Genomic DNA, 12917 nt, shown 5'->3' with positions numbered 1-12917 from the left:
CTTAAACTCCCTTGGCCGCAGCGGTGGCCTGATTCCTGGACGCGATATCCTGATTCCTGGACGCGATATAACGTCCGACGAGTTCGTTGATCTTGGCGTCGATCGCCGCGCGCTCCAGCACCACGCCGCCATCGGCCCATTCGATGCGGCAGTCGCCGGTCACGATCTCCGGCTCGGCCAGGATCACGAGGCGGCCCTCGAAGCCGCTCTGTTTGGCGAGCTTCTCGATCCGTTCGCGCGCGGCTTCGTAGAGCTGCTCATTGATGCGAACGACGAGATGCGGCGTCGCGACCAGATGCGCGAAGCAGTCGGTGATCAGTGCGGTGATCTCGCCGAGCGGTTCGGCGGCAACCAGCGCGCTGCACAGTTTGCGGGCGACCGCGATGGCAACATCGACTGCCTCGGTCTCCATCCGTCCCTCGACGCTGGAGAAACGCGCGGCGATGCCCTGCAGATGGATATTGATCTGTTCCAAAGCCGCGGCCATGCGCCGGTCGGCCTCCACCTTCGCTTCGCGCTGCGCGGCCTCGTAGCCGTTGCGATAGGCGATGGCCTCGGCCGCCGCGACCTTCTGGGCGATCTCCGCCGCGGTCGCCGCCCGTTCCCGGCTCTTGTCGGGGGCGGAGAAATCCGTATCGAACAGGAATTTCGCGGGCTGGGCCATCAGTACACCAGTTCGTCGTCGGCGCGATTCTTGGTGAGCATGATCTCACCCTTGGCGGCGAGGTCCTTGGCGAGATTGACCAGCAGCGCTTGCGCCTCGTCGACGTCGCGCAGGCGCACCGGTCCCATCGCGGCCATGTCGTCCTGCAGCATCTTGGCGGCGCGCGAGGACATGTTGCTGAAGAAGAAGTTGCGAACCTCCTCGTTGGCGCTCTTCAGCGCAATCCCGAGCTTCTCCTTGTCGACGTTGCGCATCAAGGTCTGCGCCGAGGCGGAATCGAGCTTGATCAGGTCGTCGAAGGTGAACATCAGCGCCTTGATGCGCTCGGCGGATTCCCGGTTTTCTTCTTCCAGCGAGGTGATGAAGCGGGTCTCGGTCTGGCGGTCGAAATTGTTGAAGATCTCCGCCATCACCTCGTGGGCATCGCGCCGGCGGGTCTGCGACAGGTTCGACATGAATTCGGTGCGCAGGGTCTGTTCGACGCGCTCGATCACTTCCTTCTGCACCGCTTCCATCCGCAGCATGCGGCCGATCACGTCCAGCGCCATGTCCTCGGGCAGAATGGCGAGCACGCGCGCGGCATGCTCCGGCTTCAGCTTCGACAGCACCACCGCAATCGTCTGCGGATATTCGTTCTTCAGGTAGTTGGCGAGCACCTCTTCCTGGACGTTGGAGAGCTTCTCCCACATGTTGCGGCCGGCGGGACCGCGGATTTCGTCCATGATGCCGTTGACGCGCTCCGCCGGCAGATATTGCTGCAGCAGCCGCTCGGTGGCGTCGAAATTGCCCATCAGCGCGCCGGAAGCCGACATCCGGGAGACGAATTCCAGCATCAGGTCTTCGACCACGTCGGCCTCGACCGTGCCGAGCGTCGACATGGCGAGCGACAGCTCGCGCACCTCGTCGTCATCGAGCTGCTGCCAGATCTTGCCGCCATATTGTTCGCCGAGCGCCAGCATCATGACGGCCGCACGCTTCGGTCCGCTCAGAGGCTGGCTCTTCGGACGCTGGGCCTGGCGGCTCGCGAGCGTCGCGATGACGGTTGAGATGTCGTTCGTGTTTGCGTTCTGCGTCTGCGGGAGCGACATGGCAATCTATGGTCTGCGTTTCAGTTCTGCGCTTGGCGTTGGCGGATCAGCCCTGCTGCGGCTCGGCGAGCCACTGCCGGATGATGGAGGCGGCTTCGCCCGGGTTGCGTTCGGCGAGCTCGCCGACGCGATGAACGGATTGGGCGTGAACCTGGCCCTGAACCTGGGCGACGTCGATCAGATGCGCGGTCTGCTGGGAGTTCGCGGCCTGGGCGACGGCTTGCACCGTCTCGTCGGTCAGCGCCGGTAGCCCGGTCAGCGCGGCGGCCTCGTCGGATGCAAGAATCTTCTTCACCAGCGGTCGGATCACCATGAACATCACGACCAGACCGAGCAGCATCATCACGGCGAGCTCGATGACGTACATGACGTCGTCCTTGGTGAACTGCAGCATTCCGAGGATGCCGCTCGGCTCGTTGATCTGCGGCACTGCGGGGGCGTCGGCGAATTTCAGATTGACCACTTCCACCTGGTCACCGCGCTTCTGGTCGAAGCCGATCGCCGAGCGCACCAAGGCTGCGATGCGGTCGAGTTCTTCCTTGTTGCGCTCCTGGTAGACCAACTCGCCCTTCTCGTTTTTGGCGTACGCGCCGTCGACGAGCACCGCGACCGAGATGCGGTTGACGCGGCCGGCCTCGGTCACCTCGGTCGTGGTCGTCCGCGAGATCTCGTAATTGTTGGTCTCCTCGGTCTTCTTGCTCTGGTCGCGGGGAGGAGGCGGACTGCCGTTGTTGTTGCCCGGCGCGGCCGGCAGCTCGTTGGCGACCGTGACCTGGCCATTGCTCTCGGTGGTCGCCGAGGATTCTTCCCGGGTCTGGCTCGAGCGCAGCACCCGGCCTTCGGGATCGAACTTGTCGGAAGTCTGGGTGACGCGGTTGAAGTCGAAATCGGCCGAGAGCTGGACCCGGGCGCGGCCCTGGCCGACCACGGAGGAGACGATGTCCTCGACCTGCTTGCGCAGCCGCTTTTCGAAGGCGGTGCGCCGCTCGTCGCCGACCGCCTGCTCGACATCGGAGACTGAGCCGTCGGCGAGCAGTTGGCCGGCTTCATCGACGATCGAGACCCGTTGCGGCTTCAATCCGTTGACCGCGGAGGCCACCAGATGGCGGATGGCGCGGATCTGCGCCGGTTCGAGTGCGCCGCGCACGCGCACGACGATCGAGGCCGACGGTTCCGGCGTCTCGCGCGAGAACAGGGGCCGCTCCGGCAGCACCAGGTGAACCCGCGCCGCCTGCACGCGGTCGATGGAGCGGATGGTGCGGGCGAGTTCGCCTTCCAGCGCGCGCAGATGGTTGATGTTCTGGACGAAGCTCGTGGTGCCGAGCGCATCGGACTTGTCGAAGATCTCATAGCCGACGCCGCCGCCCTTGGGCAGGCCGCCCTCGGCGAGCTTCATGCGCAGGCGGGTGACCTTGTCCTTCGGCACCAGGATCACGCTGCCCTCGTTGCGCAGCTCGAACTGAATGCCTTGGCGTTCCAGGTCCTTGATGATGCTGGAGGAGTCCTCCATGCTGAGATCGGTAAAGAGTGTGGTCATCTGCGGCGTGGTGACGCGCATGATGACGAAGGCGAAGAAGCCGATCAGCGCTGCGGTGACCGCGATCATCGCCATCAACCGCGCCGCACCCAAACCCTTCAGGAAATCCACCAGGCCTTGCAAGCAACTGCCCCACAGTTCGGTATTCAACAGATGGCTGCTGGGGCGGGATTTGAACTTCGCGGGCCTTTACGGCCGATTGCAACGAACGCGAGATTTGATCCCAACCTTCACCCGACACCTGCATTCCAGGTGGTCTCTCGATCCCGACTCCGTGCGCCGCGCCTCGCGGGCGGTGGACGAAAATCTGAATCGGACCACTGGGCAATTATTGCCTATGGGAAGGTTTCGATATGGTTAACGATAGTTAAGGGCTGCTAACAAACTGCGGACATGACAAAAATCGGCTTGACGGGGTCAAGCCGATTTTTTGTAGGGCGAAACGCTATCGGTGAGGGATTTATTGCCGATATTGCTGAATTCGGGTCGTACGCAGACCGGCGAGGCCGTGCTGGTCGATCGAAAACTGCCAAGACAGGAATTCGTCGACAGTCAGGGTGTAGCGGCTGCAGGCCTCTTCGAGGGACAGCAATCCACCGCGGACGGCAGCGACAACTTCGGCCTTGCGGCGGATCACCCACCGTTTGGTGCCGGGGGCAGGCAGATCGGCGATAGTGAGCGGACTGCCGTCGGGCCCGATGACGTATTTCACCCTCGGGCGATGGGGTTCTGTCATGGCTTACTCACAAACTCTTAACCACTGAACTCACGGTACCAACCTACGCCGCCCGGCTTAAAAATTGCCTAAGCAGAGAGCTGCAATAAAGGGCTCATTGGAAATGACGGAGGGTCCGGCGCCGAAAAGCGCCAGACCGCGAGTCATGGTAAATATTTGGTTAAGCTGGCCCGGATGTCGGTCCGGTGTCTCGGGTGTGTTGGGCGTCTTGCTGCCCTGCACGAGTCTGAATCGGTTCGTGCGGCGAATTTGAAGCTCCGGTCAGATCCCCCGCGCACTCCCTCGTCGGAACTACAAATTCAAAGCCGCACGAGAAGCCTCGGTTCCGACATGGGCAACGAAGCCGCGATTCGATCCGAAGTCAGTTGATGATTTGCTGGATCTGGTTGACCGCATAGGTCTGTCCGCCGATCGACAGCATCGGTGGCTGCTGGGTCAGGTCGACGGAGGACACCAGGCCCGCGATCTGGGTGTTGACCGCCACCGGCTTGCCGGAGCTGTCGGTCGCCGTTGTCGTCAGCTTGTATTGTCCGTCCGGCCATTGCGTGCCGTCATTGCCCTGGCCATTCCATTGGAATGGCTGGTTGTTGCCGGCAGGGGCGGAATATTTCCCGGTAAAGACGGTCTGGCCGACGCTGTTGGTGATGTTCACGGTCAGATTGCAGTTCGACGGGATGTTGAGATTCCAAGCCGCCTTCGAATTGGCCAAGCTGGTCGTCGAGCCGTTGACCACGGCGGTCTTGCCGACAAAGTTGAGCGCCTGGGTGGCCTGGGTCGTCTGCTGCAGCGAGACCAATGAGGAGAGCTGATCGTTGGTCTTGAGCTGCTGCTCGACGCCGGCAAATTGCACCAGCTGCTGCGTGAACTGGTTGGTGTCCAGCGGGTCGAGCGGGTTCTGGTTCTTTAGCTGCGTCGTCAACAGCGTCAGGAAGGTCTGGAAGTTGCCCGCGATCGAGCTGTTCGCCGTCGAGGAGACGCCCGAATTGGAGCCCGAATTGGAGGAGGTGGGCGTGGTTCCTGAAACCACCGGGCTTCCCGTGATTGCGTCGCCAATGGCCATGATGCTCTCCCTTAGACTCTGATATCGACGCCGCCCTGCGGCCCGAACATGCGACCATAGGAGCGTCCGGCCACCTGGGCCGGAATGGTTTCGTCCTCGGTCACGATCAGGCGCTGCGCATTGCCGTTGGATTGGTTGTCATTGCCGTTCTGGCCGGACGAATTCTGGTCGCGGAGCGAAAATTGCAGCCCGCTATTGCTGGTCTTGAGGCCGGCATCGGCGAGCGCCTGCTGCAACTGCGGCGCGGTCTGCTGCAGCATCGACAGGGTTTCCGGCTTCTCGACCCGCAGATGCGACGTGACCTGGCCGTTCTTGTCGACATCGATGCGGACGTCGATACGGCCAAGTTCGGCTGGATCCAGTCGAATCTCGAAGCGGCTCTTGCCGTTCAGTGCGGAGGCTGCGATCTCCACCGCGAGCCCGTGCAGGGGGACGGTGGCCGACGTCGCTGCGGTCGCGGTCAGATTTGCCGATGTGATCGGCGCGGCTGTCGCGGTGGGCGGAGAGAGCTGCTGCTGCAGCGTGTTGGCAACTTGGGCGCCGGGGTCGGAGGTCACTGCGGTTTGGGCATTGGCCTGCGCGCCAGCCCGATCATGCGCCGCCGGCGAAGCCGCATTGCCTTCGGCTTTGGCTGCATCGGCGACCGGCACGGCGGCCTTGTCGACGACGGTCTGCTGTTGCCCGGGCTCGGCGTGATTGGGCTGAACGGCCTGAGTTGTCGGAGCGGTCGGATCGGATGTCTTCGCGCCGTCACCGGTGAGTCCGGTGGCGACCTTGCCCTGCGCGGGCGCAGCCTTGCCCGGCGCCTTCCCGGTCGACGGCACGGCAGCGTCCAGCGCGGCCGTGAATGTACCCGTTTCGCTCGGCGTAGTCGGATCGGTGGTCGACGGTGTCCCGGATGTGCCGCCGGCTGCGGTTTCGCCAGCGGAATTGGCGGCTGCGCCAGTGCCAGCCTTCGCTGCCGCGGCGATCAGGCCCGTCTTCGCATCCGCTGCGCCGGCTGCGGAGCCGGCCGCCTGGGCGGCGGCCGCAGCCGCCACTCCGGCCGTGGCACCGGTGCCGTCAGTGGCCGCAGGGGCTGCCGGCGCATCGGCCGCGGAGACATTCGGCTGCACCGCGACGGCAACTGGAGCGGCTGATGCCGCCGTCGGGTCCACGGGGGCGGCGGCTGCGCCATCGTCCTTGGCGCTCTTGTTGGTGTCGGAGGTGTCGGCCGACTTGCTGCTATCCGTCCCGCTCTTCCCGGTCGCGCCGGATTTGCTGCCGGTCTTGGTGGCCTTGTCGCTCTGGCCGCTGTCGTCGGCCCGGTCGGTACGCGCCGAATTCGTGTTCGTATCGCTGGCGGATTGCGGTCCGGAGGGGTCGGTGCTGCTGCGCGAGGAGTCGCGGCTCGCGCTGGATGAATTGGCGCTGCTGCGCTGTGGCGGGCTCGGGGGCGTAGGCAAGGCCGGCGCGGAGGATGACGAATCGGTGGGTGGGGTCGCCGCATCGACCAGCGCCGCAAAGCCGTCTCTGAGCTGCGCAGGGTCGGGCCGCGTCGATCGCGCTGCCGTTGCCTGGAAGGCCGTGCTGGCCGGAATCTCTGACGTGACGCTGACCACCTTAGAACCTCTCACGAGCGACTCGATCAAAGGGCGTTTCAGCAAGGAGCGGGCCAGAGCGGGGCAGGGAGAATTTTATCGTGATATCAATGGATTGCCAGAGGGGGGACCTGTCCCCTATGCGGCAGCGCCCGCGCTTTTTCTGCCCGGCCGGCAAGATTTGCCGCGCGGTCCTGCGCCCAGGATGATTGCTTCACAGGATAGGCACCTATATTAAAGGGGTGCTTTTTCAGCGGGTTCCGATGCGGTCTCGTTCCGCCCGGACATCGCGCAAAGGGCTTGACCGCATAACGGGCCAGCAGAGAGTTCCCGATCGTCGGGAATTCCGACGTGGTCCATCGCAGTGACCTGACCATGCTCAACAGTCTCGATCTCGAAGGCCGTCCGCAGGACACCAGGGTGGTCGTCGCCATGTCCGGCGGCGTCGACTCGTCGGTGACGGCCGCGCTGTTGAAGTCCGAAGGCTACGACGTGGTCGGCATCACCCTGCAGCTTTATGACCATGGCGCGGCGACCCACCGCAAGGGCGCCTGCTGCGCCGGCCAGGACATTCACGACGCGCGCAATGTCGCGGCAAGGCTCGGCATTCCGCATTACGTGCTGGATTATGAGGATCGCTTCCGCGAGCAGGTGATCGACAATTTTGCCGCCAGCTATGCCTCGGGCGAAACGCCGGTGCCGTGCATCGAATGCAACCGCGCCATCAAGTTCGGCGATCTCCTGACCACTGCTCGCGAACTCGGCGCCTCCGTGCTGGCAACCGGCCATTACGTCGCCTCGCGTCGATTGGCCGATGGATCGCGTGCGCTGATTTGCGCCGCCGATGCCGATCGCGACCAGAGCTACTTCCTGTTCGCGACCACCCAGGAGCAGCTCGATTACCTGCGCTTTCCGCTCGGCGACATGACGAAGCCGGAGGTGCGCGAATTGGCGCGGCGGTTCGGGCTCGAGGTCGCCGACAAGCACGACAGCCAGGACATCTGCTTCGTCCCGACCGGCCGCTACACCGACATCATCGGGCGGCTGCGGCCGAACGCGATGGAGCCGGGCGAGATCGTCGATCTCGAAGGGCGCGTGCTCGGCACTCATCTTGGGATTGCCAATTTCACCGTCGGCCAGCGCAAGGGACTCGGCATCGCCAAGGGAGCGCCGCTTTACGTCGTGCGCCTCGATGCGCAGACCCGGCGCGTGGTGGTCGGTCCGCGCGAGGCGCTGCGTACCCACCGCATCGTGCTGCGCGAGGTCAACTGGATCGGCGACGGTGCGCTCGATGCCGCCGTGCGCGACGGGCTCGAACTGTTCGTGCGGGTGCGCTCGACCCGTCCGCCGCAGCCGGCCTGGCTGCGCGGCGCCGACGGCCACTACGAGGTCGAACTGGTCGCGGGTGAAGAAGGCGTCTCGCCGGGCCAGGCGTGCGTGTTCTACGATGCGCCGTCCGGCCGTGCGCGCGTGCTCGGCGGCGGCTTCATCCAGAGTGCCGACGCCAAGTCAAAGGTATCGTCACAGGCGGCAGGCCGCCATACGGGGCCGCAGCGCATCGCCGAGGCGGTTCGCGGCTGATCATCAAGTCAGGGTAAGAGGGGCATGGGGGACATCGACCGCGCCGGGGTCGAAAAGGCCTATGAGCGCTGGGCGCCGATCTATGATCTGGTGTTCGGCAAGGTGTTTGCGCAGGGACGGCAGTCGACCATTGCGGAGGCCGATCGGATCGGTGGCCGCATTCTCGACGTCGGCGTTGGCACCGGGCTGTCGCTGTCGGATTACGCGCGCACGACCAGGATCTGCGGCGTCGATATTTCCGAGCCGATGCTGCGGCGGGCGCAGCAGCGCGTGCGCGAGCTGAAGCTCGGCAATGTCGAAGTGCTTGCGGTGATGGATGCGAAGCACCTCGCCTTCCCCGACAATTTCTTCGATGCGGTGGTGGCGCAGTATGTCATCACCGCGGTGCCGGATCCCGAAGCCACGCTCGACGATTTCATCCGTGTGCTCAAGCCCGGTGGCGAACTGATCCTGGTCAATCACATCGGGGCCGAGAAGGGGCCGCGGCGTCTGTTCGAACTGGCGTTTGCGCCGATCGCGCGGCGGCTCGGCTGGCGGCCAGAATTCCCCTGGGCGCGGCTCGCCAATTGGGCCGCGAAGCATGGCGGCGTAGCGTTATCCGAGCGCCGGCCGATGCCGCCGCTCGGACATTTCTCGCTGATCCGTTACCGCAAGGGCTGACGGGCCCCACGTAGCGCAGGGACGGGCGGTTCCGTCTGCCAAGATGACGCCATCGGCGGAACGACATGGCAGGGCCGGCGTTGCCGAGCCATGAGCATCAGGCAGTCATTCGTGGTTTCCTTCGTGCTTGCGACGGCCGCCGCCGCGGCTCACGCCCAAGCGCCGCCAACCCCGGCTACGCCGCCGCAGGCCACAGCGCCTGCGCCGGCCCCGGATCAGAACGCCGCTTGCGCGCCGAACGCGCGGGCGATGCCGACGCCAGACGGCATCACCACCGGTCAATCCGGGGAACCTCTGGGTGAGAAGCTTGCCAAGACCAATGGCGTGCTGTGTCCGCCATCGGGCGTCGATCCGCAGATGCATGCGCCCACCCCGGAAGGCGGCACGACGCCGGTGATCCCGCCGCCCGGCAGCCCCGGCGGCAATCCCAACGTGCAGCCGAAGTGAACTGGATGGCTGTCGCGTGCGCCGGCGAGCGCAGCAGGCGGCGGGTGTCGCCGCAGTCGACCCAACCCGTCTCAGGTTATGACGCGACGCGCCGAACGGAAGCTTCTTGCTGCACCTGCGACGTTTGCTTGACAGGGGCCGGACCGGCTCCTTATATGCCGCGCGTTCGCAATGCGGTCCGCGGTCTTCTGACCCCTTTACGGACCTCTGCCGAACGCCGTGGCGGGGTAGCTCAGCTGGTTAGAGCACGGGAATCATAATCCTGGGGTCGGGGGTTCGAGTCCCTCCCCCGCTACCAACAATCCCCCCGACACCGATATATTAGGGAACATCTCTGGATTGCCGCAGATCGCGGCCAAGCGCCCCTTGATGTCGAGTCTGACCCGCCGTCCCTCGGCCTTTTCCTTGCCGTCCCCGCCGGCGTCGCTCGGCGCAGCATGCACAACGATCGCAGTCACGAGCTCGCGGATCACAGCGAATGCGCCGGCGGTGAGCTCGGCGTCGCCCTGGGCCAACTCCTCGGCCAAGGTGGCGATTGCGGCTTTGTAGCGGGTGAGCGCTCTTGGGTGCAAGTAAGAGAAATCCGTTTGAAATCAGCGGACTTAAATGGTGGGCGCACAAGGGATCGAACCTTGGACCTGTCCCGTGTGAAGGTAGGTGAGACCCTGTACTAGTGGTTTGTTTTCATTGTTGTTTTGGGAGTCCCTTGATGTGTCTGGGCAGATTTCGGGCGCTTTGGCCCTTCCTATTGTTAGCGGGAACCATTGACAAGTGACTGGCTTGCGTTCTGCATTCCCAGCAACTTTGCATTTGGGGGAGGAGCTTCGGGCGACAGATAACGCCTTTAAGGTACCGGAGGCTTGGCGCAATCACGGAGCAAAGCGTTCGATCGCAGCTACTCGTTTGCAGCGAGGTGATTTAAGGCGCCTCTACCGACTGATAAACGATCAGCAGATCGAATACCGAGACAAAGTTATCGGCCATCTCGCATTGCTGCCAAACGAGGGGCAGACTGAGTTTGAGGCTCGAAAGAAAAGGTGTTCGGGTCCTTTGTTACGTCGATGACAATTGCGAGAGTCGAGGACGAATCTCTTTACGAAAATAATGAGGCGTTCCTCGAAGAGGGAAATCTTCCGCACGATATCCGGTCAATATTTTTTTCGACCGCTACGGTTCCGCTGGCTGTTTTAGGCCTAGATCCGATCTGCAAGATTATTCTGTTCTTGGATTTTACAGCATCGCCGCTGCTCGACTTTCAGAGGCTTCCAACGTTGCCGACGCCGAACGAAAGCAACTATGAAGTTTCAGCGGACAATTACTCTTGGTTTGTCGCATCGAACGCGAAGCTAGAGTCGTTTTTCAAAGAGCGAAAGGCTGGACATGATTGGTTACACCGCGCGGGAGTTTATGACTTGCTTCTGTTTTGTTTGGGTCTGCCAATCGCGATTTGGTTGGACTATCGCTTGAGCAAGTCACTCCCTATGACTATGCCGTCCATGGTGAGCGCGGCGGTCTATGTGTACGCTTTCTTTCTCTCATTGCAGATCTTTCGGGTGTTGTTTTCCTACGCCAGATGGGTTTTCCCGAAAGTTGAGATTGAAAGTGTCCGGGGCACACCTCGAATCCGTCAACGGGGCTGGTGGTTGGCAATAATGGGTTCGCTGGCGGCCGCGCTCCTCTACGACATCGTCAAAACTGCTCTTACGAATTGGGTGAACTGAGACACTGCGAGCCCGATCGCGCAAAGGTCGCCGTCGTCGCCGCTTTTGCGCCCGACCTCGATCTCGGACAGATTGCCTTGCGTGATGCCCGCGCGTTTGGCGAGATCATCTTGACTCAAGCCGCGTTTTTTTACGGAAGAATGCGAGCGGCGTTTTCGCAGCAGTGCTTTTGCGAAATCGGCCGTCCCCCGCTTGCTTAGACATTAACTGCAAGTGGTTGGACCATGAGATTCAGAGGTCGATCAAAACCTAAGTCCTGAACGTCACAATTTCACTGTCCAGCTTTTGGACGATTCGGTCGGCGGCTTTAACGATCTTTTCCGCAATTGTGCGATACTCGCCGAGGGGGTGAAAATCCCCGAAACCAGTGATAGGGACTTCCGCGGTGTCGGTTTCTGGAATCGACTTCAGCAATTTCAAAGCGCGCGGAAGTTCAGAGCGAATCAAATCAAGGTCAAAACTCAACGTGGCTGGAAACATCTCAAGATGGTTCCAGGCCTCGTCGAAGTCGGCTCGATCGGTCATTTGGATCTGTGGTGTGCTCACTTTGCGATGGGCGGACCACATATTGAAGCCGAGCCGTTGGACGACATTATCGGCTTCCTCCCGGAGCTTTTCGGCGGCATGGCGAAGCCTCAAATAGAGGCCGAGCTTCTTTCGTTCCGTGTCACGCTGTTCCTTTTCCCTGCCGAAATTGACCTTTGCCATCGCACCACGGTAGGCGAGCGTTCCCGCGCCAAGCGCGATGATCGCCGCCATCAGCGGTTGCCAGTCCTTGAGCTTAAAACCCGGCTCTGCCCCAGCAATGACTATCGTCAGGATTAACAATATCCCGACCGCGCTTGCGAGGCCTGCCAGTCTGTCAAAGTTCATTGCCTCAGGAGGCCTTGCGCTTTTTCGCGCGCGGGCGCGGTGCGTCTTCCTCGCTCGGCTCGTCGGGCACCAAACTATCGAGCGTCACTTTCAGCGCGTTCGCCAGCTTGCGCAGCGTTTGAACGTCGCCGCTCTTGCGCCCGACCTCGATCTCGGACAGATAGCCTTGCGTGATGCCCGCGCATTTAGCCAGTTCATCTTGGCTCAAGCCGCGCTTTTTGCGGAAGAATGCGAGCGGCGTTTTCGCCGCAAGGAACGCGTCAACCTCGTCGCTGCTAAAGGTTTCTTCCTCGCCGCTCTCAACGCGGGCGATCGAGCGGCGCAGGGTTTCCGCGTCGGCGGCGTCTTCATTGGCTGCGGCAACCAGTTGATCGTATTCCTTGCGGGACAAGATCACGATGTCATCGCCTTGCGGGGTTTTGGTCATCACGGGCATGTCGGTTGTCCTTAGTCATAAATCCCGCCACGCGGGCCGATATCGTGAATGGTGATGGTGTCGGCAGTCTCAGTAAACAAGATGCGAAAGTCTTGAACGCGCAACCGCAAACGATCGCTTCCGACCAGCGCCTTGACGTTGCGGGCTTGGGCTGCCGGGTTTGCGGCATACTGCTCGATCTTAGACCGGATCAGCTTAGCTCTGTTGGCATGGCGCTTAAGGGCGGTCATTGCCGTGAGGGTGTAAGCGATCGTTTTTATGGTGTGAATATTGCTTATAGCAATATTTTTGTCAATTGCTAATAGCGATATATGCGCCGAGGTGCGCAGGAAAGTTCATAGGGGCTGCGAGCATGGTAAGGTCGCACCATGGAAACGAAAGCTGAAAGGCCGGCGACCGGCCTTGCGCTTTGTCTCATAATGGGGGCGGGCGCGTTTATCCTCGGCACGGGACTTTCCGCAGGCCCGTTTGCGGCCTTGGCGGCCGCCGGCGCGTGTCTGTTTTTGCTGGGGTTTGCGGCCGGGATGAAGGTGC

General features: G+C 62.4%; 14 protein-coding genes and 1 tRNA gene. 5 read left to right on the top strand and 10 right to left on the bottom strand.

Annotation, left to right across the window (positions count from 1 at the left end; genetic code table 11):
* Position 1: 1 nt before the first annotated feature.
* The 6 genes from QX034_RS05405 to QX034_RS05380 all read right to left on the bottom strand — a co-directional run bounded on the left by QX034_RS05405 (position 2) and on the right by QX034_RS05380 (position 6686).
* The gene (locus QX034_RS05405; protein WP_315704819.1) at positions 2-664 is read right to left on the bottom strand and encodes a FliH/SctL family protein; all 663 of its coding nucleotides are present in this window, start codon (positions 662-664) and stop codon (positions 2-4) included.
* Entirely contained in the window at positions 664-1752 is a 1089-nt protein-coding gene (fliG, locus tag QX034_RS05400) for a flagellar motor switch protein FliG (RefSeq protein ID WP_315704818.1), read from the bottom strand. Before fliG ends, QX034_RS05405 begins: the two co-directional genes overlap by 1 nt.
* Positions 1753-1798: 46 nt before the next feature.
* A complete protein-coding gene (fliF, locus tag QX034_RS05395; protein WP_315704974.1) occupies positions 1799-3412 on the bottom strand; it encodes a flagellar basal-body MS-ring/collar protein FliF in 1614 nt (537 codons plus the stop codon).
* A 337-nt stretch (positions 3413-3749) separates the two neighbouring features.
* Positions 3750-4025 carry a DUF1153 domain-containing protein gene (locus tag QX034_RS05390; protein ID WP_002714638.1) on the bottom strand — a complete coding sequence of 92 codons (276 nt, stop codon included), beginning with the start codon at positions 4023-4025 and terminating at the stop codon, positions 3750-3752.
* A 361-nt stretch (positions 4026-4386) separates the two neighbouring features.
* On the bottom strand, positions 4387-5085 hold the full coding sequence (locus QX034_RS05385; protein WP_315704817.1) for a flagellar hook capping FlgD N-terminal domain-containing protein: 699 nt from the start codon (positions 5083-5085) through the stop codon (positions 4387-4389).
* 11 nt (positions 5086-5096) lie between these two features.
* Positions 5097-6686, bottom strand: coding sequence for a flagellar hook-length control protein FliK (locus tag QX034_RS05380; RefSeq protein ID WP_409977590.1), 1590 nt, complete (start codon positions 6684-6686; stop codon positions 5097-5099).
* A gap of 354 nt (positions 6687-7040) precedes the next feature.
* Here QX034_RS05380 and mnmA point away from each other — a divergent pair, with 354 nt between their 5' ends.
* The 5 genes from mnmA (at position 7041) to QX034_RS05355 (ending at position 11074) form a co-directional block, all read left to right on the top strand.
* On the top strand, positions 7041-8246 hold the full coding sequence (gene mnmA / locus QX034_RS05375; RefSeq protein WP_315704973.1) for a tRNA 2-thiouridine(34) synthase MnmA: 1206 nt from the start codon (positions 7041-7043) through the stop codon (positions 8244-8246).
* A gap of 24 nt (positions 8247-8270) precedes the next feature.
* On the top strand, positions 8271-8906 hold the full coding sequence (locus tag QX034_RS05370) for a class I SAM-dependent methyltransferase (RefSeq protein WP_315704815.1): 636 nt from the start codon (positions 8271-8273) through the stop codon (positions 8904-8906).
* A gap of 90 nt (positions 8907-8996) precedes the next feature.
* Positions 8997-9353 carry a hypothetical protein gene (locus tag QX034_RS05365; RefSeq protein WP_315704814.1) on the top strand — a complete coding sequence of 119 codons (357 nt, stop codon included), beginning with the start codon at positions 8997-8999 and terminating at the stop codon, positions 9351-9353.
* Positions 9354-9574: 221 nt separating this feature from the next.
* Positions 9575-9651 (top strand) — tRNA-Met (locus QX034_RS05360).
* 763 nt (positions 9652-10414) lie between these two features.
* A complete protein-coding gene (locus tag QX034_RS05355) occupies positions 10415-11074 on the top strand; it encodes a hypothetical protein (protein ID WP_315704813.1) in 660 nt (219 codons plus the stop codon).
* Here the strand turns inward: QX034_RS05355 and QX034_RS33990 are convergent.
* From QX034_RS33990 to QX034_RS05340, 4 genes are all read right to left on the bottom strand, one after another.
* Entirely contained in the window at positions 11032-11235 is a 204-nt protein-coding gene (locus QX034_RS33990; protein ID WP_409997629.1) for a helix-turn-helix domain-containing protein, read from the bottom strand. The genes QX034_RS05355 and QX034_RS33990 overlap by 43 nt on opposite strands.
* Before the next feature lie 88 nt (positions 11236-11323).
* The gene (locus QX034_RS05350; RefSeq protein ID WP_315704812.1) at positions 11324-11947 is read right to left on the bottom strand and encodes a hypothetical protein; all 624 of its coding nucleotides are present in this window, start codon (positions 11945-11947) and stop codon (positions 11324-11326) included.
* A gap of 4 nt (positions 11948-11951) precedes the next feature.
* Entirely contained in the window at positions 11952-12383 is a 432-nt protein-coding gene (locus QX034_RS05345; RefSeq protein ID WP_315704811.1) for a helix-turn-helix transcriptional regulator, read from the bottom strand.
* A gap of 11 nt (positions 12384-12394) precedes the next feature.
* Entirely contained in the window at positions 12395-12613 is a 219-nt protein-coding gene (locus tag QX034_RS05340; RefSeq protein ID WP_315704810.1) for a type II toxin-antitoxin system RelE/ParE family toxin, read from the bottom strand.
* Positions 12614-12917: the final 304 nt, after the last annotated feature.

This window comes from Bradyrhizobium sp. SZCCHNR3119 (assembly GCF_032487775.1).
Taxonomy (GTDB): Bacteria; Pseudomonadota; Alphaproteobacteria; order Rhizobiales; family Xanthobacteraceae; genus Bradyrhizobium.
Note: the sequence above shows the minus strand (reverse complement) of the source record. Positions and strands in the feature narration are given on the sequence as shown.